This is a genomic window from Bradyrhizobium sp. Unk1 (assembly GCF_059512345.1).
Genome location: NZ_JCAMOP010000008.1, coordinates 53,487 through 74,995, shown reverse-complemented (window position 1 = coordinate 74,995; position 21,509 = coordinate 53,487). Strand labels below are relative to the sequence as shown.

The following is a 21,509-nucleotide window of genomic DNA, read 5'->3' as shown; positions in this document are numbered from 1 at the left end:
GCGGGCGATCCAGTACGCCGCGGCAGTTCGATTCCAGCTGCGCCGTCTCGGATTACTGGATGCCCGCCTTCGCGGGGCATGACAGCCGTTATCCTTCCTCCGGCGCCTGCGCGTGGATCGCGAGCGCGTGCACGCTGCCTGAGAGTTCCGCGGCCAGCGCCGAATTTATCATGCGGTGGCGATCGACCCGGCTCTTCCCTTTGAAGGCCTGAGACACGATATAGACGCGAAAGTGCGTCTCGCCGCTCGGTCGATGGCCGGCGTGGCCCTCATGCAAATGTGACTCGTCGACAACCTGCAGGCTTTCCGGCGTGAAAGCTTCCTGCAACTTGTTGCTGATAGTGTCTTTCATAACCATGAGTGCCATTAAAGCGTGCGGCCGCACTCCGTCAATTGCATAGGCCGCCTGCGGCGGCCGTACCTCGAAGACGCCGGAGTGAAACTTCGGCTGCGGGTTCCCAGCTAATTGCAATGTCAAGACTTGAAGGTTTTTGCATTGCGTAGTCAAAGTCAGTCATGCCGATCGATTCATCAAAGTTCTTCGACTCCATCCGGGTCAAGCCGAAAGGCAAGCAGCCGGAAGTGAAGCCGCGCGACGCCGTGGTCAACTGCGAATGGGCCGGGTGTCAGAACAAGGGCGCGCACCGTGCGCCGAAGGGCCGCGAGAACCAGCGCGAGTACTGGCACTTCTGCTTGAACCACGTGCGCGAGTACAACCAGAACTACAATTTCTTCTCCGGCATGAATGCCGATGCCGTCGCGCGCTACCAGAAGGATGCGCTGACCGGCCACCGCCCGACCTGGAAGATGGGCGCCAATGGCGGCAAGAAGGGCGCGGAAGCCGAGATCGACATGGCGTCCGATCCGTTCAGCATGTTCAGTGAGATCAACGGCCGCGCGGGCTGGCGGAAGGGTCCGCAGGCCGAGCCCAAGGCCGAGACGCGCAAGGTGATGAACGCCGAGCGCAAGGCGCTCCAGGTCATGGGCCTCGGCCCCGATTCCACGCTCGCCGACGTCAAGAGCAAGTACAAGGCGCTGGTCAAGCAGCACCACCCCGACGCCAACGGCGGCGACCGGTCGACCGAAGACCGCCTGATCGAGATCATCAAGGCGTATAATTATTTGAAGACGGTGGTCCGCGAGGCCTAGGCTACGCCTTCCGGGAAGGACAGTTCGCAAACCAGTCCTTCCGGCCTCCATTGCCGGGTAATGGTTCCGCGCAAGGTCCGGATGATGCCGTCGACCGCGCCGATTCCAAAGCCCTTGCGCGTCGGCGCCTCGTTGACCCGAGGACCGCCGCTCTCCGACCAGTGCAGCACGAGAGGTTCTGCACCATTGGTCTCCCAGCTGATCTCCAACCTGCCCGAAGGCCTCGACAGCGCGCCATATTTGGCGGCGTTGGTGGCGAGCTCATGCAGCGCGACTGCGATCGACTGGGCCAGCGTGGGCGGCAGGCGGACGTCGTCTCCCGCGATTTTGATCCGCTCGCCGTCCCGGCATGCGTACGGCCGGAGTTCCTCCTCGACGATGGTCTTCAGATTTGCGCCGGTCCAACGCGAAGCCGAGAACAGCCTCTGCACGTTGGCAAGCGCGCTGAGCCGGCCTGCAAACGCGGTCTGGAACTCTTCTGCGGTATCCGCCTTCGTCAGCCGCAGCATCGCCTGAGCCACTGCGAGCAGGTTGTTGGAACGATGATCGACCTCGGAGGTGAGGAGCATCATCCTCTGCTCGGCCTGCTTGCGAGCCGTGATGTCGACCAGCATGTTCACCGCGCCGACCAACCGGCCGCGTTCGTCGCGCAGCGGCGTCGGATAGGGCATGAAGCAGATCCGGGAGCCGTCCGGCCGCTCGGCCACGGCCTCGACGTCGCGCACTGGCCGGTTCTGCTTGAGCGCGATGGCCATCGGGCATTCAGCGTGGGGAAGCGCCGTGCCGTCGGGCAGATAGAGCTTCCAGGTCACGCACCACATCTCGCCGATCTTCGGCGTGCGTCCGGCAAAATCGATGCAGGCGCGATTGAAGAAGGTGATGCAGCCTTCCGCGTCGGTTGTGTAGATCGCGGCCGGCAGAGCCTGCAGCAAGTCGCGGAATCGTCTTTCAGAATCCGTGCTGGTCTGGGTCCGGCTGGCGGCATAGCCGGCGGCGATCTCGCCAATCCTCGCCTCGTCCGATTGTCCAAACAAGTCCAGCATTGGAAATCCTGATCCGAGGGGGCACACGGTTAAGTCCCCAGACCCTGAGATGTTCCAAGGTCGTCGCCCCGGACCGTGCGCGCGTTCCCGCAATCACGATCTCGCGCGACGGCTCTGCCGTCTCATCGTGCGTCCGGGCGAGGCACGACAGCGCAGTGAACGGCCCGGCTGTCGTGCCCTTCTGCCCTATTCGCCGGAAGCCTTCGGCATTTCCCCCACATAGGACGAACTCGGCCGGATCAACCGCCCCGTCCGCTGCTGCTCGCGCGCATGCGCGGTCCATCCTGCGCTACGCGCCACCGCGAAGATCGGCGTGAAAGCCTGCCGTGGAATCGCGAGCGCATCGAGCAGGATCGCGGTAAAGAACTCGACATTCGTCTCCAGCGGCCGGTCCGGATTTTTCTTGCGCAGCGCGCTGCGGATATAGGCCTCGACCTCGCCGGCAAACGGCAGATCGGTGCCATTGGACGCCAGCGCCTCGACCGCGGTCTTGAGCACGTCGGCGCGCGGATCGCGGACGCGATAGACGCGGTGGCCAAAGCCCATCATCCGCTCGCCGCGCGCCAGCGCCGCATCCACCCACGGCTGGATTCGCTCGCGCGAACCGATCGCGTCGAGCATTTCCAGCACCGGCTCCGGCGCGCCGCCGTGCAAGGGGCCCGTGAGCGCGCAATAGCCGGCGGTCACTGCGGCAAACAGATCGGCCTGCGTCGAGGCCACCACGCGCGCGGTGAAGGTCGAGGCGTTCATGCCGTGGTCGCTGGCGGTGACGAGATAGGCGTCCAGCGCGGTGACCTCGCGCGTTGCAGGCGCGCGCCCATGCAGCATGCGAAGCGTATCGGCGCCGTGGCTCGCGTTCGGATCGGGCGCGATCGGATCGAGCCCCTTGGTGCGCCGGACCAGCGCGCCTGCGATCACCGGAAAGGCGCCGACGATGGTCGCTTCATGCTCGAGCCCGTGCTCGGCGCGAAGTCCTGCGACCGCCGCGCGGAACCCGTCGACGATACCCATGCCGTGCGTCGCCGGCAGCAGCTCGTCCAGCCGCGCGAAGGCCCGCTCGCGCGCGGCACCGAGGCTCGCCCGCACATTGGCTTCGCTCAGCGTGGTCTTGCTCGCGCCATTCCAGAGCCGGGCGGTGACGCCCTCGAAGCTCGACTGGCTTGCGAGGGTACCGACATGCTCGCCGGCGATGATCAGCTCGCCGCGCTCGCCATCGACATGGCTCAGCACGGTCTCGGCCGCGGGAACGCCGTCCAGCCCGATCTGGCTTTTGGTGAGGTGGATGTTCATGACCCAATCTCCTTTGCACTGCACCAGGAGAAAATCAGGCCTCTCGACAGATTGATCAATCTTGATTACATAAATCAATATGAATAATTCCGAGGAGCTCTATCTGTCGGCCCGGGAAGCTGCCGCCGAGCTCGCGATCTCGCCGGCCACCCTCTACGCCTATGTCAGCCGTGGCCTGATCCGCTCCGAGCCGACGCCGGATTCGCGAAAAAACCGCTACCGGGCCGAGGACGTCCGCGCCCTCAAGGAGCGCCGGGTGCCGTCGCCGGAGCCGCGCGGCTTGCGCAGCTTCGATGCCGACCTGCCGGTCATGGACACGGAGATCTCGACCATCACCGAGGAGGGCGCGATCTACCGCGGCGTCAATTGCGTCGATCTCGCCGAGAACGACACGCTGGAGCACACGGCGACGCTGCTGTGGGACGTCTCCGACGTCGATCCCTTCACGCCGGACAATCAGCCCCATATCTCCGACGAGATGCGCGCGATCGCAGAGGCCGCGCGCCGCGCCGCGCCGATCGACCGTGCCATCGCGGTGCTGGCGCTTGCGACCAGCGCGGACGCGCGTGCATTCACCCGCGCGCCCGACGGCCGCGCGATGGTCGGCGGGCGCATTGTCCGGCTCCTGGTTGCGACCATGCTCAATGCCGAGCCGTCGTCCGAGCCGCTGCACCAGCAGATCGCGAAGGCCTGGGCGCCCGACAACAAGCACGCGCCCGACCTCATCCGCCGCGCGCTGGTGCTGCTCGCCGATCATGAATTGAACGCCTCGACCTTCACCGCGCGCTGCGCGGCATCGACCGGCCTCAACCTCTATGACTCCGTCATAGCCGGCCTCGCCGCGTTGAAAGGGCCGAAGCATGGTGGCGCCGGCGTGCTGGCCTCGCAGCTCGTCAAGGCACTGGTCGATCGCGATGTCGCCCCGATGGTTCGCGAGCGCGTCGCCTTGGGTGAGCGCTTTGCCGGCTTCGGCCACGGCGTCTACAAGCGCGGCGATCCCCGCGCGCAGTCGCTGCTGAACGCGCTGGCGCGTGCCGGCGCACCGCGCAAATTCACGCGCGAAGTGCCGGAGCGGATCGTCGAGGCGACCGGCGAGCTCGTCAATATCGACTACGCGCTCGCCGTCCTCGTGCACGCGCTGCGCCTGCCCTTAGGCAGCGAGCTCGCGCTGTTCGCGATGGCCCGCAGCGTCGGCTGGATCGCGCACGCCAGCGAGCAATTGCAGTTCGGCAAGCTGATCCGCCCGCGCGCAAGGTATGTGGGGCCGGCCCCGGGGCGAAGGGTGGTGGCGGTGGAGTTGAAGAGCTGAGAGGGGCGGCGAGGTGCGCTGTCACCCTCCCCTGGAGGGGGAGGGTCGGCGCACGTTGAGCGCAGCGAAGCGGGCGACGGGGAGGGGTGATCTCTCCACACGGGCACTGTTCGAGTGGAGAGATCACCCCACCCCGCTCGCGCTTCGCGCGATCGACCCTCCCCCTCCAGGGGAGGGTAAGAACTAAGCCCGCGGCTTGGACGTCGCGACGAGGCCGTTCTGCCGGCGGCGGTAGTACCAGATGCCAAGGCCGCCGATGATCGCCACGGCCACCACCATCAAAATCCAGATGTGCTTGAACGGATGCCCGTGGTGCGGCACCCCGAAATATTGGTGAAACGCCGACACCGCCAGCACGCCCGGCAGCACATGTGCTGGCGCCCAGACCAGGATCGCCGGGATGTTCACCGCATAGAATTTTGCCGGCGCCATGCCGAGCGCCCCGGCTGTCACCGGCACGAAAGCGCGGATCGGCGGCACGAAGCGGGCAAAGAACACGGCCCAGGTGCCGAAGCGGTGGAAGAAGCTTTCGCTCTCCGCGACCACGCGCGGATATTTGGTCAGGGGCCAGGTGTTGAGGATCTCGCGCTGCTGCCGGTGCCCGATCCAGTAGGCCGAGCCGTCGCCAAGCACGGCGCCGATTGCCGCCGCCAGCAGCACCCATTGGAGCTTCAATTCCCCGCCTGGAACCAGCGCGCTCAGCGCCAGAATGATGGTCGAGCCGGGGATCACCGACCCCACCACCGGGACGGCTTCGAGCAGCGCCGCCAGGAACAGGGTCAGATAGGCCAGCCACGCATGGGCCGAAACGAAGGAGATGAGGGGATCGAGAAAGGACGTCACGTCGTCTTTCGCGGGGGGCTGGAGCACCGGGGGTTCGGACCCTACATAAGTAGTCGCACGCGGTAAAAGTGCCATTCGCGTGGGCAGGCCACGCCTCCCGCCCGAAATTCGAGCGTGATTCGCAAGGCAGCCCTCCAAAAATCGCGTTCCTTGCCTATCTAAATGAAAAGACAATGGAACTTTGATTGGGGCGCGGGCTTCTGCCGGCACGTTGTCTCTGATAGGTTCGCAACCGCACCCAGCCGCAGCCAACGTGCAAATAACTGGTCTCGGGACCGCCCGGGGCCTCGGAGGATTGATGACGACCGCCGCCCTGTCCAAAGTTGAGGAAGTTTCCGGTTTGCCCGACATGAAGGTGTCGGTGCGCCAGGTGTTCGGGATCGACAGCGATCTCGAAGTCCCGGCCTATTCCGAAGTCGATCCTCATGTGCCCGAAGTCGATTCCGACTACCGCTTCGACCGCGCCACCACGCTCGCCATTCTCGCCGGCTTTGCCCGCAATCGCCGCGTGATGGTCACCGGCTATCACGGCACCGGTAAATCCACCCATATCGAGCAGGTCGCCGCGCGCCTGAACTGGCCCTGCGTGCGCGTCAACCTCGACAGCCACATCAGCCGTATCGACCTCGTCGGCAAGGACTCGATCGTGGTCCGCGACGGCAAGCAGGTCACCGAATTCCGCGACGGCATCCTGCCCTGGGCGCTCCAGAACAACGTCGCGCTGGTGTTCGACGAATACGACGCCGGCCGCCCCGACGTGATGTTCGTGATCCAGCGCGTGCTGGAGGTCTCCGGCCGCCTGACGCTGCTCGACCAGAACAAGGTGATCAAGCCGCACCCGGCGTTTCGCCTGTTCTCGACCGCCAACACGGTCGGCCTCGGCGACACCTCGGGCCTCTATCACGGCACCCAGCAGATCAACCAGGGCCAGATGGACCGCTGGTCGATCGTCACCACGCTGAACTATCTCAGCCACGACGAGGAAGTGGAGATCGTGCTGGCCAAGGCCAAGCACTATCGCACCCAGGAGGGCCGCGACATCGTCAACAAGATGGTTCGCCTCGCCGATCTCACCCGCAACGCCTTCGCCAATGGCGATCTGTCGACGGTGATGAGCCCGCGCACGGTGATCACCTGGGCCGAGAACGCCGATATCTTCGGCGATATCGGCTTCGCGTTCCGGGTCACCTTCCTCAACAAGTGCGACGAGCTCGAGCGTCCCCTGGTCGCCGAGTTCTACCAGCGCTGCTTCAACGCGGAGCTGCCGGAATCGGCGGTCAACGTGGCGCTCAGCTAGACCATGCCGAACATCACCGTCGAGCGCACCATTGGGACCACCAAGAAGGCTGTGCTCGCCGGGCTCGGCGCCTATAACGACGAGCAGTTCGGGAAGCAGAAGGTCAAGAGCATCGCGGTCTCGCTGAAAGATCGCGGCAAGATCGTCGGCGGCGTCGTCGGACACCTCTGGGGCACGGTTCTGTTCATCCAGTATTTTTGGATCGACCAGAAGCAGCGCGGCAAGGGTTCTGGGACGAAGCTGATCGCAGCGATCGAGGACGAGGCAAGACGGCAGGGCGCGGTCCAGGCCCATGTCGATACGATGAGTTTCCAGGCGCCGGGCTTCTATCGTTCCCAAGGGTACGAGGAGTTCGGCACCCTCAAGGGCTATCCCGGCGGCGTGACGCGCCATTCGTTTACGAAGTCGCTATGAGCACATCATCATCCAATTCCAAATTCCGTAACACCAAGGAAGCCCCGACCGAGCCGTTCAAGCGCTCGGTGGCCTCCTGCCTGAAGGCGATCGCGAAGTCGCCCGAGCTCGAGGTCAGTTTTGCGGCCGAGCGCCCCGGTCTGGCGCCGGGCAAAGCGCGGCTGCCGGAGCCGGCGCGAAAAATGACAAAACGTGACGCTGCGATCGTGCGCGGCCACGCCGATTCCATCGCGCTCAAGATCGCCTGCCACGATGCAAAGCTGCATCGCAAGCTGATGCCCGGCAATCCGCAGGCGCGCGGCGTGTTCGAGGCTGTCGAGCAGGCCCGCGTCGAGGCGATCGGCGCGCGCCGCATGGCGGGCGTTGCGAAAAACCTCAGCGCGATGCTCGACGATCATTTCCATCGCGGCAAGTTCGACGAAATCACCGACCGTGCCGATGCGCCGCTGGCGGATGCGCTGGCGATGCTGGTGCGCGAGCGCCTGACCGGCATGGCGCCGCCCACTGCGGCGAAGAAGATGGTCGATCTCTGGCGGCCCATTCTCGAGGACAAGATCGGCAAGCGGCTCGACCGGCTCGATGGCCTGGTCGAGGACCAGACCAGGTTCGGCGACGCCGTGCATGACCTGTTGACCGCGCTCGAGCTCGGCGACGAGCGCAGCGCCGACAGCGAAGACAATGACGACGACGAGGAGAACCGCGACGGCGACAACGATCAGTCCGGCGCCGAGGGCTCGCCCGATTCCGATGCCGCGCAGGAGATGAGCGCCGACCAGGCGCAGGCCTCCAGCGAGGAGATGAGCGAGAGCGCGATGGAAAGCGCGCAGGCCTCGACCTCCGACACGTTCGACGACGGTGAGCTCGGCGACGACGAGACCCCGGGCGAGGCGACGCGTCCGAACGCGCACGGCAAGAACGAGCCGCGCGGGCCGGAATATCACGCCTTCGCGCCGAAATTCGACGAGGTCATCGCGGCCGAAGACCTCTGCGACCATGACGAGCTGGAGCGCCTGCGCGCCTATCTCGACAAGCAGCTCGCGCATCTGCAGGGCATCGTCGCCCGCCTCGCCAACCGCCTTCAGAGGCGCTTGATGGCGCAGCAGAACCGCGCCTGGGACTTCGACCTCGAAGAGGGCATTCTGGATCCGGCGCGGCTGTCGCGCGTGGTGACCGATCCCTATCACCCGCTCTCCTTCATGCACGAGAAGGAGGCGACGTTCCGCGACACCGTGGTGACGCTGCTGCTCGACAATTCCGGCTCGATGCGCGGCCGCCCGATCACGGTCGCCGCGACCTGCGCCGACATCCTGGCGCGCACGCTGGAGCGTTGCGGCGTCAAGGTCGAGATCCTCGGCTTCACCACGCGCGCCTGGAAGGGCGGGCAATCGCGCGAGGCGTGGCTTGCCGCCGGCAAGCCGGCCAATCCCGGCCGCCTCAACGATCTCCGCCACATCATCTACAAGTCGGCGGATGCCCCCTGGCGCCGCGCGCGCAAGAACCTCGGCCTGATGATGCGTGAGGGGCTGCTGAAGGAGAACATCGACGGCGAGGCGCTGGACTGGGCGCACAAGCGCCTGCTCGGCCGGCCCGAGCAGCGCAAGATCCTGATGATGATCTCCGATGGTGCGCCGGTCGACGATTCCACGCTGTCGGTCAATCCCGGCAACTATCTCGAGCGGCACCTGCGCCACATCATCGAGGAGATCGAGACCCGCTCGCCGGTCGAGCTGATCGCGATCGGCATCGGCCATGACGTGACGCGCTACTATCGCCGCGCGGTGACGATCGTGGATGCCGAAGAGCTCGGCGGTGCCATCACCGAGAAGCTCGCCGAGCTGTTCAGCGAGACCAACACCGCGCCCACGCATCAGGCCGGTCGCCCGCGGCGCAAATTGCATTCGTGAGCACGCAATCGTCCCGCCGCAGCTTTCTTGGCCACGCGGCGGCGGGATTTTCCACTCTCGCACTCGCCCGACTGGCGCAAGCGCAGCCGACGACAGAGCCGCCGCCGCGCGCCGCGCAGATCGAGCACGCCGTCACCGAGCCTGTCAGCGTCGAGGTGAACGCGCGGCCGATTCCCAATTTCGAGCCGCGCGACCGCTCGCGCGTGCGCTTCGGTCAGCTGCAATATCGCAGCGGCCTGGTGCTGACCTCGCCCTATCGCGGCTTCGGCGGCCTGTCCGGCATCCGGCTCGATGCGAAGGGCGAGCGCTTCCTCGCGCTCTCCGACCAGGGCGGCTGGTTCACCGGCAGCATCCGCTATTCCGGCGGCAAGATGATCGGGCTCGACGATGTCGAGGCGTCCCCGATGCTCAATTCCGAGGGCCGGCCGATCACGGAGAAGCGGTTCTGGTACGACACCGAGTCGCTCGCGCGCGACGGTAATGTCGTTTATGTCGGACTCGAACGCGTCAACCAGATCCTGCGCTTTGATTTTGCGAAAGGCGGCACGCGCGCCCGCGGCGAGGTGTTGCCGACGCCGCCCGCCCTGCGGAAGCTGCCCTCCAACAAGGGGCTCGAAGCGATGGTCGTCGTGCCGAAAGGCCAGCCGCTGGCGGGCACCCTGGTCGCCTTCTCCGAGCGCGGGCTCGACGCCGACGGCAATCTGGTCGCGTTCCTGATCGGCGGTCCGTCGCCCGGCCAGTTCAGCGTCCGCCGCACCGAAAAATTCGACATCAGCGACGCCGTGCTGCTGCCGTCCGGCGAGCTTCTCATCCTCGAGCGCAAATTCTCCTGGTTCACCGGTATCAACATCCGCATTCGGTCGATCCCCCTGAAATCGATCGCGCCGGGCGCGCTGGTCGACGGCCCCGCGCTGTTCGCCGCCGATCTCGGCCACGAGGTCGACAACATGGAAGGCATCGACGCCCACGTCACCCCCGAAGGCGAGACGGTGCTGACGATGGTGTCGGACGACAATTTCTCGATGCTCCAGCGCACGCTGCTGCTGCAGTTCACGCTGATGGAGTAGGGCTCGTCCTCACAGGCGCTGGCCTTTCGGCTTGACGTTGCCGGGGTCGTCAATCCACACCTTCCGAGGATGAACGTGCAATGCCCGTCCTGCGACACAACATCATGCCCCTCCGCCGCGCCATCCTCGCCCTTGCCCTCACGCTCGCTGCATCCTCGCCGGCCTTCGCCACGGCCGAGCATCGGTATGGAAAGAACGAATACGCCATCATCCAGGGCGGCCGCGCGCCGAACGGGAAGCTGTCCGTCGCAGCCCATGGCGGCGGCGAGTCCGGGAGCGAAGGCTTTCGCATCTACCTGATGGCTGAGCCCGGCCATCGCCGGCTGATGACGCTCGACAATGTTGACGACGACAACATTCTGGACTCGGCGCCGGATGCCTTCCACGCCGCCTGGTCGCCGGACTCGCGCACCGTCGCGGTGTCGTTCCGCAGCGAGCGCCACATCGTCACGCTGAACATCTATGCTATCGACGGCAACCGCGCGAAGCTGCTCGACGGGCCGGACCTGTTCCGCGACGCGACCAGCCGCACCGTCGATCGCGCCAATGACGGCGACATGCGCACCTCCGTGCCGGCGCTGACTTGGCTGTCGCCGCGCCGCTTCCACCTCACCGAGTATCGTGTGTTCGTGGAAGACGACACTGTCCTCGCCGATAAACTCGGCCCGCTCGGCAAGGCGTCGAAGCGCGACGGCGGCGGCAATACGATCCAGTTCTCGGCGGAGGCCGATGGCGAGCTGATGCCCGATGGCAAGATCCGCATGGGCAAGCCGCAGCCGGGGAAGTTCCAGGACGTGGATTAGCGCGCCCGCAATGCATGGCCCGGCCTGCGGCCATGCCGCCTGCGCAACTGGCAATTCGCGATTCGCCTACTAAACTTCATGCAATCGCTTCCATCCCTCCATCCCCCGGAACTCCCCGCATGAGCGCCCTGTTTTCCCCGATCAAGCTGCGCGGCCTGACGCTGAAGAACCGCGTTGTCGTGTCGCCGATGTGCCAATATTCGGCCGACGACGGCGTCGCCACCGACTGGCATTTCACCCACATCAACAACCTCGCGCTGTCGGGCGCGTCGATGTTCTGCATCGAGGCGACCCATGTCGAGGCGATCGGGCGCATCACGCCGGGCTGTCTCGGGCTCTACAGCGACGCTTGCGAGGCCGCGCTGAAGCAGATCCTCACCTCCGTGCGCAAGCATTCCTCGACGGCCATCGCGATGCAGCTCGCCCATGCCGGCCGCAAGGCCTCCAGCGCGCGGCCCTGGGACGGCGGCCAGCTCATTCCGCAGAGTGCGGGCGGCTGGCAGACGGTGGCGCCGTCGGCGTTGCCGCACAAGGAGGGCGAGGCCGCGCCGCTGGCGCTCGATGCCGCGGGCCTGAAGCGCATCCGCGACGCCTTCGTCGACAGTGCGAAGCGCGCGGCCCGGCTCGGCATCGACGCGATCGAGCTGCACGGCGCGCACGGCTATCTCATGCATCAGTTCCTCTCGCCGATCTCGAACAGGCGCACCGACGAGTATGGCGGCTCGCTCGAGAACCGCATGCGCTTTCCGCTGGAGATCTACGACGCGGTGCGCGCGGTCTTCCCGCACGACAAGCCGGTCGGCATGCGGGTGTCGTCGACCGACTGGGTCGAGGGCGGCTGGGATCTGGCGCAGACCATCACGTTCGCCAACGCGCTGAAGGCGCGCGGCGTCGACTGGATCGATGCCTCCTCCGGCGGCGTCTCGCCGCTGCAGAAGATCCCGCTCGGCCCCGGCTATCAGGTGCAGTTTGCCGAGGCCATCAAGCGCGAGACCGGATTGCCCACCATCGCCGTCGGCCTGATCACCGAAGCCAAACACGCCGAGGAGATTGTGGCATCCGGCAAGGCCGACATGGTCGCGCTCGGCCGCAGCTTGCTCTACGATCCCCGCTGGGGCTGGCACGCCGCGGCCGAACTCGGCGGCGAAGTCGAAGCCCCGCCGCAATACTGGCGCTCGCAGCCGTCGACGCAAAAGGCGCTGTTCGGCAAGACCACGTTCGGGGCGAGGTAGGGCGGCGCCGCACGCCCAAGTCCCGCGCCCTCACGCATCCGTAACTCTCCTCACCTTCCACGCTCCGCAAAACTGGCCTAACCTCTGCGCGTTCAACTCCTCACGGAGGCCCGCCATGCGGTTTCGTGTTCGCAAGACTGCCCACGTGTTCGAACGCGTGGGCCTCGCGATGGCAGGCGCGGCGTGCGGGTTGTTCGTCGGCGCCTATGTGGGATCTGCGATCGCCCCGCTCACCACGCAGGGTTTTCTGCTGATGATGATGCTGCTCGGCTTCGTCGGCTTCTATCTCGGCATCGACACGCCGCAGCTGCCGTTCGACGATGCCCACAGCGCCATCGACGCCGCGGAATTCCTGAGCGCCGCCGGCACGCTCTGCGCCACGCTCACCGCGCTCGCCTCCGTCGCCGTCATCGTGCTGCGCCTCGAGCCGCATTTGGCGTGGACCTGGCTCGCTCTGTTCGGCTGGGTCGCCGGCGTCGCCATGCAGATCGTCGCCGGCACGAAAGCCAGGATGCGGGCGTAGCTTTCTTTCTTACCCTCCCCCTCCAGGGGAGGGTAAGCAAGCGGCTCGTTATTTTCCCTAAAACACCACGCCGATCCGCGAGCCGCGCTTCCAGGCGATGCGACAGCGCTTCTTGGTGTTGACGTGGAGCAGCTCGAACCTGTCGGGGATAGTCACCTGCCCGCCGAGATCGACGCAGGCGCCGCCGGGCGAATAGTCGATCAGCGTGCAGGGGATCACCGGCGCGCGCGGGTCGGTGATGATCTTGGCCTGGCGGGACACCAGCCCGGAAGGTTTCACGCGGGCATGTCGGCGCGGATGCATTGGCACTCTCCTCCAATTCCGCGGACGGCGCGGGTGGTCTTGAGCGACATGATGGAAAAGAGTTGATGCGATCCGACTAAGGCCGGCCTGAGAATTTTAATGAAAAGTAGCAGCGAACGGAGAAAGCGCCGGTAGCGGGGTGCCCACCCTCCCCTGGAGGGGGCCGAGACGAGCGAAGCTCGCTCGTGGGTCGATCGCGCGTAGCGCGAGCGGGGTGGGGTGATCTCTCAACACGGGCAGTGTTGGAGGTGGAGAGACCTTCACCCCACCCCGTCTCATATTTCGCTGTGCTCAATATGAGCCGACCCTCCCCCTCCAGGGGAGGGTGGCAGCGAGTCCGGAGCGGCTTCAGCATGCGGCCTCACCGGCATCGGCACGGTCACATAATCCTTCGGCAAGTTCACCGGCCGGTAGCCCGGCTCCACCGCCATCCGCTTCAGCACGCTCTCGTGCACATGGGCGCCTTCGGGGATCACGCGCGGCTCGCAATCGGGGATGTAGAAGCCCAGGAAAACCTTCCGCTCCGGCCATTCCTTGTACTTCGCGCTCTTCGGCAGATATTCCAGCACGCGCCAGAGCGCCGTCATCGAATTGTGCAGCTCGCCCACCTTGCCGGTGTATTCAGGCTCGACATACCTGAACGGCGAGTTCTTGCGCTGGATGCCCCAGGCGAGCTGGTTCACGGTGCGCGGGTTGAAGTTCAGCCCGGCCTTCGCGGCTTCCTCGATCATCCAGATCAGCGGATATTTGGACTCGCCGCTTTCGGCTTCCGGATAGCCGCCGCCGACGTCGCAATGCACGCCGGCGAACCAAACCTGCAAAATGTCCTGCGGCTCCTTCTTCTCGTCGGGCACATAGCGGTTGCGCCAATATTCCTGCGGCTCCTCATACTCTTTCAGGCGGAACATGCAGCGCCGCTCGTCGATCGCGATCGCCTGCCGGAAGATTTTGACGCTCGGATTGCGCAGCGTGAAGGCGAGCTCCTCCAGGCTGAACACGAAGAAGAAATTGTCGCGCCGCGGCACGATCACGCTCGCCACCGTGTCCCAGACCCCGATGAAGTGGATGGTCGGCCAGCGCGTCGAGGTGATGCGCGCGAATTGTGCCGCGAGGTCGAATTCGTCCTTCGGCAGCGGCCCGCTCTCGTCGAAGGCGACATCCTTGAGGTCCTCGATGTCGTTGCCGCGCCCGGTGCCGGAATATTGCTTGTAGGCGACGAGGCCGGAGCCTGCGAGGTTCGCCTGCTCCGGCGAGATCAGACCAATTTTGTGGATCAGCCCCGCCAGCACCCGCACGGTATAGGCGCCGCGCGAGAAGCCGAACAGGTAGATGCGGTCGCCCGGCGCGTAATGCTCGACCAGGAAGCAATAGGCTGAGAGCACGTTGTCATCGAGCCCGTAGCCGGTGGCGAGCCCCAGCACGAGATTGACGTTGGCCTTGAGCCGGTGCCACGTCGAAGGCTCCGTCACCGTGCCGACGCCCGGATCGTAAAACACCATCTGCCGCGGCTGCGTCTTGTCGGTCTTGCGCAGGCAGCGATAGAGCTTCAGGACGTTGGAGATGTTCTCCGAGATCTCGTTGCCGGTGCCGTCACAGCAGATGACGAGGTTTTTCGGCTCGGTTTTGGGTTTGTGCTGGTCGTCGTGCTGCACAGGTCAGCCCCTCCCGGTGATGCTACCGGGACGAGTATAGCGAAAACGGATGGCAGCGAGGAGACGAAGTCGGCATCAGTGGCATGGTGCCTCATTGCTCCATCATCTGTTGACATTAACCGCTTGTTAACCATGCCGTCGCCTAATGTGGACAATGGGGGGTCACCATGTCGGCCCATATGACGCGACCGAAATTGATGCCTGTTTTGGCCGATCCAGCCTTTCATGCGCTGATCGGGCCGGCGGTTCGCGTTACGGCTGTCCTACGGAGCAAAACCATGTTCGGGAAGGACGATCTAGTGGACAATCTCAGCCGCGATCTCGATCGTGCGCGCCTGCGACGCGACGCACTCGCATCCGAAGCCACGACTCTCACGGCTCAGATCGCCGAAATCGAAGCCCGCCTTTCGGAAGAGAAGACCAGGCGGGAGCGTGATCGCGTCCTGGGCGAAATCGACGCGATAAGAACGCGAATCAAGCAAGCCGCCGGCGCGTTTGCACCGGTCGTCGATGGTCTCTCCAGGGCGATCGAGTCGGCCTCGGCCGTCGTGCCCGAGGCCCGCGATCTCAATAGTTTCATCGTGTCGGTGGCGACCGAAATCGACAGCGTGCTTGATCCCCTGTTGCGCGAACTCGATCAGCGCGCGGATGCGGTGCGGGCAGGACAGGCCGTGCTGGACCTCCCGCGTTCGGCCAATGAAGCGCCCATCGTGCCGCCCATCGAGCCATCAAAAGACAGCATCGATCGCCTGCTTCGCTTCCCGGCATGGCTGTCTCGCGACAAGGAGCCGGAGAAAAAGGAATCAGCGGAGACCCCGCGCAGCACGGCAGCGTGAACGCGGCGGTTGGTTCCTTGCGGCCCATCCTTCGAGACGCCCGCCTTCGGCGGGCTCCTCAGGATGAGGACGCGTTTTGCGGCGCGTAGCCTTCCCCCACAAGCGGAGGGCAATCGCATATGAAGATTTACACGAGGTCGTCATGCCCGGGCTTGTCCCGGGCATCCACGTTCTCCGTGCCTTGGGAAAGGCGTGGATGGCCGGGACATAGGCGAGCGAAGCGACGCCGTCCTTCAGACGGCTACGCCCGGCCATGACGCTCTGGCGGTATCGCGCTCAGTTTGCCGAGCGGCGCAGGAAGGCCGGGATGTCGAGAAGGTCTTCGTCGGCTATATTGCGCGGAGACGTGCGGCCGTAAGGATCGAGCGGCTGTTGAGCTGCGCGGCGGGCATATTCCGGATCGGGCCTTGCCGGTTGCCCCGCGGGTCGGCCGGCCGCCGGGCGGAGCGGCGGGCTTTCCACCTGCGGAAGCGGCGCACTGCGCTGCTCGATGCGATCGGCGATGCGGCGGCTGTCGTCGCGCAGCCTGCCGGCGAGTTGCGTGAGCGGAGTTTCCGCCGGTCGCGCCAGGAGTGCCGGGTCGACATTGTCGATCCCGGTCGCCACCACCGAGACGCGGACGATGCCTTCGAGGCTTTCGTCGAACGACGCGCCGACGATGATGTTGGCGTCCGGGTCGGCCTCGTCGCGAATCCGCGTCGCGGCTTCGTCGACCTCGTACAGCATGAGATCCTTGCCGCCGGTGATGGAGATGATGAGGCCGCTGGCGCGCTTGATCGAGGGGTTCTCGATCAACGGATTGGAAATGGCGGCCACGGCGGCGGCGAGCACGCGTTTCTCGCCGGAAGCCTCGCCCCGTCCCATCATGGCCTTGCCCTTCTCCCGCATCACGGAGAGAACGTCGGCAAAATCGAGATTGATCAGGCCTTCCTTGACGATGAGGTCGCTGATGCAGGCCACGCCCGAGTAAAGCACCTGGTCGGCAAGGGCAAAGGCATCGGCGAATGTGGTCTTCGCGCTGGCCACCCGGAACAGGTTCTGGTTCGGGATGATCAGCAGGGTGTCGACCGTCGTCAGCAGCTCCTCGATGCCGGCTTCGGCAAAGCGCATGCGGCGCTGGCCCTCGAAATAGAATGGCTTGGTGACCACGCCGATCGTGAGGATGCCGAGCTCGCGCGCGGTCCTGGCGATGATGGGTGCGGCCCCGGTGCCAGTGCCGCCGCCCATGCCGGCCGTCACGAACACCATGTGCGCGCCGGTCAACTGATCGCGGATCGTATCGATGACCTCCTCGGCTGCGGCGCGTCCGAGTTCGGGCTGCGAGCCGGCGCCGAGGCCTGCGGTGACCTGGGTGCCCAGCTGGATCAGGCGCGGCGCCTTCGACATCGCAAGCGCCTGCGCGTCGGTATTGGCGACGACGAAGTCGACCCCCTGCAGCCCGGATGTGATCATGTTGTTGACGGCATTGCCGCCGGCGCCGCCGACTCCGAACACGACAATGCGGGCCTTCATCTCGTGAATATCGGTCATGCCAGTCATTCTGTCCTCGCGATTGCTCCGGCAGGCCGGGATGGAGAAGGGTTCGAGTGCTATCTGCGAGCCGCGCGGTCTGCGCCCACGATGGCCGCGGCCAGATGTCCCAATCGACGCGCGGCTCCGGCGGTCGTGCCGCCAGCCTGGCGACCGGTCCGTAAGTCCGCCACTTCGTCTTCCAGTCGTGCCGCCCACGCATTGGCTGCCGCCGTCTCGGCGGCCGCCTGCAGCAGCTCGACGGCCAGGCGATCGGCACGTTCGCGCTCGCGCTCGAACACTGCCCTGTAGGCGGCGGCGACATCTTCGAGCCGCGCGATCTCCGCCTTGAATGCTTCGGTCTCCATAGCGTTTTCGAGCGAAGTGGGTACCGATTCGCGCAAGGAAAACGCGTCAGAACAGGAATCCAATGTCTCGATCTTTGCCAGGGGGGCATCGACGTGGTCCGCCCGGCGGGCCCGTCGCGGGCGGGGCGTGTAGCGGAGTTCGGCGAGATCAACGCTCACCAGGGCCTTGCCGTCCTCCGCCCGCGAGCGCGGCAAGCGGCGACGTCTCGCCAGGGCACGAGCGGCCTCGCGCGAGATATTGAGCCGGGCACTGAGATCGGCATACGTCAACAACGCAACGCACATCGGCGCTTCTCCTGGAGCAAACCGGGAAGGCATTTCGAGCTAATGATGGCTGGACGATTACCGCAGGCTAGGCTGCGTTGGTTAACGGACGGTTAACGCGCGAGGGGCTGTGTCTTGTCCGTCTTGCGCAGGCAAGACGCTTGCCGACGAGGGCCGCTAGATAAGGCGCATTCGGGCGGCCCCAATTGAAATCGGATACGCGCGTTAGTCCGCGCGTATCCGAGCCAAATAATAAAGTTGGGCGCAGCGGCAGGACTCGAACCTGCAACCTCCCCGGTCAACCTCCTACAGACCGCGAATCAAAGAAGGCTGTCGTAACCGGGTGCTCTCTCCTGTTGAGCTACACTGCGTTTCTGCTCGCGCCGAGCGTGTTTCTCGGCGCTGCGTTCCTCCCCCCACGGCTGCAGCTTCTCGATGAGAGGCGTCAGGTCGTAGGTGACGTGTCTCGCCACAGCGACCTCTTCGTCATTATGCGATGGAAGCAGGGCGAGCGCGCAGCCTTGGCAACTTATCGCCGGAGTCCCAGCCGGTTGCATGTGTTATTCGAGATGCCACCAGCGGGTGACTTTGATCACGAAAAGCAGCGGCCCCTAACGCCAACCGAACACATCAAGCTATTTGGACGTCGTTTACGCGAGGTCTGGGGTGATCAGATCGCTTTTGTTGACGCTGGCCACATCGATGACGAATTGCATAAAGAGGGATTGACGCGGCATCCGCTAACCGAGCTCTTAGAACGAGCCAGGCTCGCAGGCGTCGCAGCTTGTCCTGCTATTTCTCTTAGCCACTCAGTTACGTATCGGAAGGCTTGCCGACGCTTCGTTGAATGGCATCCGGAATTTCCAATTTGTGTTCGTGTTGAAGCGACGCACTTGGATAGCCCGACTTTTCAATCCGACTTGAGAGCGATGCTGGACGATCTCGGCTGTGGTGCCTCGCGTTCTCTTTTAGTGCTCGACTTCAAGACGCTCGAAACGTCCGTCGGTGAGATGCAAGATGAGTTCGTTGAGTTGATCGCTGATCAGATTGCGGACTTCCCCTTTCTCCACCATTGGAAAGGGTTTGCGATCGCTCTGAGCTCTTTTCCTGCCGCGGCTAAGTTACACTCGGGGCAGGTGAAGGAATATCCACGGACGGATTTGTCGCTCTATGAGAAGTTGATCTCCAACCCCAAAGGGCTCTTGAGAACCCCGATGTATGGGGACTACGCGCTGGATACGTCACCAATCCAAAAGCCTCAGAGACGAACGCCGTCAGCTCACCTCCGGTATTCGACGCCCCGGATGTATGCAATTGCGAAAGGGACTTCCGTAAAGAAGCCTCATGGGTATGAGGCGATTTTCCCTGTGGCTGATCTACTGACTTCGCAGGCGTTCTATGCTGGTCCAGCTTACAGTCAGGGCGACTCCTACATAGACGGTCTTCACAGGAGGACCGCATCGACAGGGAATGCCGCGAAGTGGCGCTGGGCATCGACTGATCACCACCTGACGTCTAACGGGGAGCGAATAGCCGAGATCTACGGTTTGTCGCGGGTACTGGAGCTTCAGCACGTCAGCGCTCCTCCCACGCAGGGTGACCTTTTTGCGATTGAGGTTTCTTCTAGTGCTCGCAAATCGGAAACGCGCTGAGACCAAAAACAAAAACGGCCGGATCTTTCGATCCGGCCGCAACGCAACTCTACTGGCTAAGACTACGCCACGCGACTTAGCCCCCGCCCGATTTCAAAATTGGATTAGCTGGCCTTCTTCGCCGGCGCGGCCGTCGGGCCGACCTTCTTCTGGATGGCGCGCTTCAGCTCGAGGGCGCGCGGCGACAGGACGTCGGCCTTGGCCTTGAGCAGGAAGGGGTCGAGGCCGCCATTGTGGTCGACGCTCTTGACCGCGTTGGTGGAGACGCGCAGGCGCACGTTGCGGCCGAGCGCTTCGCTGATGAACGTCACGTTGACGAGGTTCGGCAGGAAGCGGCGCTTGGTCTTGATGTTGGAGTGGCTGACCTTGTGGCCGACGAGGGGGCCCTTGGCCGTCAGTTCGCAGCGGCGAGACATGGTAGAAATCCTCTTCTGTCCCCCAACGATTTGCGGCCGCCATTCTGGGCGCCACGGGGGCTAATTCTGTGTCCTTGCAGGGAGCGGGCGGACGTATAGGGGGGAAGGGGCGGGACGTCAAGGCGACGGGCCGTTTTTGGCCCGTCGTCCCGGGGCGCGCGCGAGCGCGAACCCGGGATCTCAGGCCTCATATCAGGTGTCATCGCCCGGCCTGACCGGGCGATCCAGTATTCCACCAGCGGCGCGGCTGGAGCCGAAGGGCGGCGGCGTACTGGATGCCCCGGTCAAGCCGGGGCATGACAGGGGAATAAGTGGCACGACCTTACCATCCCCGATCACCAAAACGGCAATGATTGAAGTGCCTTACCATCACATAAAGGGCGTATTCACCCCCGAAACGTCAGGTGGAGTTCCGCAAGCCTTGACGCCCGGACGCATTGTTTGCGGCGGTTTTTGGCTTAAGTAACAACCGTTCGCGCCCCGATTGGATTGTTTCGTGCTCGCATCACCACGACTTTGGCCCCAAGGCTCGGTCAGCCCGCGCTCAGTCGGTCCGCGCTCCGCCGGCCGGCTTGCCTTCGCGGCCCTTTGCGGGCTCGTCGTCGCGTGGGGGGCGGAGCCCGTGGCGGCGCAGGGCAAGCTCGAGGCGCAGTATGAGGCGACGCTGGCGGGCATTCCGGTCGGCAAGGGCGCCTGGAACATCGACATCGGGGACGACGTGTTCGCGGCCGCGGCCTCCGGCGGCACCGCGGGGCTGCTGAAATCCTTCGCGGGCGGGTCCGGCACCGGCGCCTCGCAAGGCAGGGTGGTCAACGGCGCGCTGGTCGCGACCGGCTACCAGGCCTCCACCACCACCTCGAAGAAGACCGAACAGATCCACATCACGCTCGACAAGGGGAATGTGAAGGAGTTCGGCATCGTGCCGGAGCCGCCTGTTGATGCCGACCGCATCGTCGTCACCGACGCGCATCGCCGCGGCGTCTGGGACCCGATGACGGCCTCGCTGCTGCGCGTGCCCGGCACCGGCGACCCCGTGACGCCGGATGCCTGCCGCAACGCCGCGCCGGTGTTCGACGGCCGCATGCGCTACGATCTCAAGCTCGATTTCAAGCGCATGGAGAGCGTGAAGGCCGAGAAGGGCTACAGGGGCCCGGTCGTGGTCTGCGCGCTCTATTTCGTCCCCGTGGCGGGCTACATCCCCGATCGCCCCGTGATCAAATACCTCGCCGCCCAGCGCAACATCGAGATCGCGTTCGCACCGGTGGCAGGCACGCGCATCCTGGTTCCGTTCTGGCTGAAGGTGCCAACGCCGCTCGGCCCGGCCATGCTGGAAGCGACCAGCTTCATCACCTCAGCCCAGCCGCCAAAGGTCGCCAAGACGCAGTGATCTTACCCTCCCCTGGAGGGGGCGGGTCGATCGCGCGCAGCGCGAGCGGGGTGGGGTGATCTCTCCCCACGGGCACTGTTCGAGGGGAGAGATCACCCCACCCCGCGCCGCATTTCGCTTCGCTCCATGCGTCACGACCCTCCCCCTCCAGGGGAGGGTAAGAAAGCCCGCCGCATCAACACCTTACCCATCGCCGCCCCACCATTACCGCGCCACCCGTTTCTACTGTGCATGGGGTTGTTTTCGCG

21 protein-coding genes and 1 tRNA gene are annotated in these 21,509 nt (G+C 64.9%); 12 read left to right on the top strand and 10 right to left on the bottom strand.

Features of this window, described 5'->3' with window-relative positions; genetic code table 11:
* Positions 1-88: 88 nt before the first annotated feature.
* A complete protein-coding gene (locus AC5ZFO_RS12325) occupies positions 89-358 on the bottom strand; it encodes a BolA family protein (protein ID WP_404979752.1) in 270 nt (89 codons plus the stop codon).
* A gap of 158 nt (positions 359-516) precedes the next feature.
* Between AC5ZFO_RS12325 and AC5ZFO_RS12320 the strand changes: the two genes are divergently transcribed.
* Positions 517-1,149, top strand: a complete 633-nt coding sequence (locus AC5ZFO_RS12320; protein WP_014490400.1) for a J domain-containing protein — start codon at positions 517-519, stop codon at positions 1,147-1,149.
* Here AC5ZFO_RS12320 and AC5ZFO_RS12315 read toward each other — a convergent pair.
* Positions 1,146-2,192, bottom strand: a complete 1,047-nt coding sequence (locus tag AC5ZFO_RS12315; protein WP_282520247.1) for a sensor histidine kinase — start codon at positions 2,190-2,192, stop codon at positions 1,146-1,148. The genes AC5ZFO_RS12320 and AC5ZFO_RS12315 overlap by 4 nt on opposite strands.
* Before the next feature lie 186 nt (positions 2,193-2,378).
* A complete protein-coding gene (locus AC5ZFO_RS12310) occupies positions 2,379-3,482 on the bottom strand; it encodes a citrate synthase/methylcitrate synthase (RefSeq protein ID WP_282520248.1) in 1,104 nt (367 codons plus the stop codon).
* A gap of 79 nt (positions 3,483-3,561) precedes the next feature.
* On the opposite strand from AC5ZFO_RS12310, the gene AC5ZFO_RS12305 reads away from it, so the two are divergent.
* Positions 3,562-4,791, top strand: a complete 1,230-nt coding sequence (locus AC5ZFO_RS12305) for a citrate synthase family protein (RefSeq protein WP_282520249.1) — start codon at positions 3,562-3,564, stop codon at positions 4,789-4,791.
* Positions 4,792-4,974: 183 nt separating this feature from the next.
* Here the strand turns inward: AC5ZFO_RS12305 and AC5ZFO_RS12300 are convergent, their stop codons facing one another.
* Positions 4,975-5,634 carry a DedA family protein gene (locus AC5ZFO_RS12300; protein WP_282520250.1) on the bottom strand — a complete coding sequence of 220 codons (660 nt, stop codon included), beginning with the start codon at positions 5,632-5,634 and terminating at the stop codon, positions 4,975-4,977.
* A gap of 298 nt (positions 5,635-5,932) precedes the next feature.
* On the opposite strand from AC5ZFO_RS12300, the gene cobS reads away from it, so the two are divergent.
* The 7 genes from cobS to AC5ZFO_RS12265 all read left to right on the top strand — a co-directional run bounded on the left by cobS (position 5,933) and on the right by AC5ZFO_RS12265 (position 12,874).
* Positions 5,933-6,931, top strand: a complete 999-nt coding sequence (gene cobS, locus AC5ZFO_RS12295) for a cobaltochelatase subunit CobS (RefSeq protein WP_282520251.1) — start codon at positions 5,933-5,935, stop codon at positions 6,929-6,931.
* 3 nt (positions 6,932-6,934) lie between these two features.
* Entirely contained in the window at positions 6,935-7,345 is a 411-nt protein-coding gene (locus tag AC5ZFO_RS12290; protein ID WP_282520252.1) for a GNAT family N-acetyltransferase, read from the top strand.
* Positions 7,342-9,249, top strand: coding sequence for a cobaltochelatase subunit CobT (gene cobT / locus AC5ZFO_RS12285; protein ID WP_014490393.1), 1,908 nt, complete (start codon positions 7,342-7,344; stop codon positions 9,247-9,249). Before AC5ZFO_RS12290 ends, cobT begins: the two co-directional genes overlap by 4 nt.
* Entirely contained in the window at positions 9,246-10,316 is a 1,071-nt protein-coding gene (locus AC5ZFO_RS12280) for an esterase-like activity of phytase family protein (protein WP_282520253.1), read from the top strand. Before cobT ends, AC5ZFO_RS12280 begins: the two co-directional genes overlap by 4 nt.
* 80 nt (positions 10,317-10,396) lie before the next feature.
* Complete coding sequence (locus tag AC5ZFO_RS12275; protein ID WP_282520254.1) at positions 10,397-11,119, top strand: hypothetical protein; 723 nt, start codon at positions 10,397-10,399, stop codon at positions 11,117-11,119.
* A gap of 119 nt (positions 11,120-11,238) precedes the next feature.
* Complete coding sequence (locus tag AC5ZFO_RS12270; protein WP_282520255.1) at positions 11,239-12,351, top strand: NADH:flavin oxidoreductase/NADH oxidase; 1,113 nt, start codon at positions 11,239-11,241, stop codon at positions 12,349-12,351.
* A gap of 115 nt (positions 12,352-12,466) precedes the next feature.
* Positions 12,467-12,874: a hypothetical protein gene (locus AC5ZFO_RS12265; protein ID WP_282520256.1), complete on the top strand. Its 408-nt coding sequence runs from the start codon at positions 12,467-12,469 to the stop codon at positions 12,872-12,874.
* 57 nt (positions 12,875-12,931) lie between these two features.
* On the opposite strand, the gene AC5ZFO_RS12260 is transcribed toward AC5ZFO_RS12265, so the two are convergent.
* Positions 12,932-13,177, bottom strand: coding sequence for a PilZ domain-containing protein (locus AC5ZFO_RS12260; RefSeq protein WP_282520257.1), 246 nt, complete (start codon positions 13,175-13,177; stop codon positions 12,932-12,934).
* A gap of 275 nt (positions 13,178-13,452) precedes the next feature.
* On the bottom strand, positions 13,453-14,829 hold the full coding sequence (locus AC5ZFO_RS12255; protein ID WP_282520258.1) for a T6SS phospholipase effector Tle1-like catalytic domain-containing protein: 1,377 nt from the start codon (positions 14,827-14,829) through the stop codon (positions 13,453-13,455).
* Positions 14,830-15,026: 197 nt separating this feature from the next.
* Between AC5ZFO_RS12255 and AC5ZFO_RS12250 the strand changes: the two genes are divergently transcribed.
* Entirely contained in the window at positions 15,027-15,665 is a 639-nt protein-coding gene (locus tag AC5ZFO_RS12250; protein ID WP_282520259.1) for a nucleotide exchange factor GrpE, read from the top strand.
* 276 nt (positions 15,666-15,941) lie between these two features.
* Here AC5ZFO_RS12250 and ftsZ read toward each other — a convergent pair whose 3' ends face one another.
* From ftsZ to AC5ZFO_RS12235, 3 genes are all read right to left on the bottom strand, one after another.
* Positions 15,942-17,195, bottom strand: a complete 1,254-nt coding sequence (ftsZ, locus tag AC5ZFO_RS12245; protein ID WP_282520260.1) for a cell division protein FtsZ — start codon at positions 17,193-17,195, stop codon at positions 15,942-15,944.
* Positions 17,196-17,254: 59 nt separating this feature from the next.
* Positions 17,255-17,827 carry a hypothetical protein gene (locus AC5ZFO_RS12240; protein ID WP_282520261.1) on the bottom strand — a complete coding sequence of 191 codons (573 nt, stop codon included), beginning with the start codon at positions 17,825-17,827 and terminating at the stop codon, positions 17,255-17,257.
* A 238-nt stretch (positions 17,828-18,065) separates the two neighbouring features.
* Positions 18,066-18,177 (bottom strand) — tRNA-OTHER (locus tag AC5ZFO_RS12235).
* Here AC5ZFO_RS12235 and AC5ZFO_RS12230 point away from each other — a divergent pair.
* Positions 18,163-19,458, top strand: coding sequence for a beta family protein (locus tag AC5ZFO_RS12230; protein WP_496122114.1), 1,296 nt, complete (start codon positions 18,163-18,165; stop codon positions 19,456-19,458). The genes AC5ZFO_RS12235 and AC5ZFO_RS12230 overlap by 15 nt on opposite strands.
* Positions 19,459-19,562: 104 nt before the next feature.
* Here the strand turns inward: AC5ZFO_RS12230 and rpmB are convergent, their stop codons facing one another.
* On the bottom strand, positions 19,563-19,874 hold the full coding sequence (gene rpmB, locus AC5ZFO_RS12225) for a 50S ribosomal protein L28 (RefSeq protein ID WP_063980641.1): 312 nt from the start codon (positions 19,872-19,874) through the stop codon (positions 19,563-19,565).
* Positions 19,875-20,370: 496 nt separating this feature from the next.
* Between rpmB and AC5ZFO_RS12220 the strand changes: the two genes are divergently transcribed.
* Positions 20,371-21,261, top strand: coding sequence for a DUF3108 domain-containing protein (locus tag AC5ZFO_RS12220; RefSeq protein WP_282520263.1), 891 nt, complete (start codon positions 20,371-20,373; stop codon positions 21,259-21,261).
* The last annotated feature ends 248 nt before the right edge of the window (positions 21,262-21,509 follow it).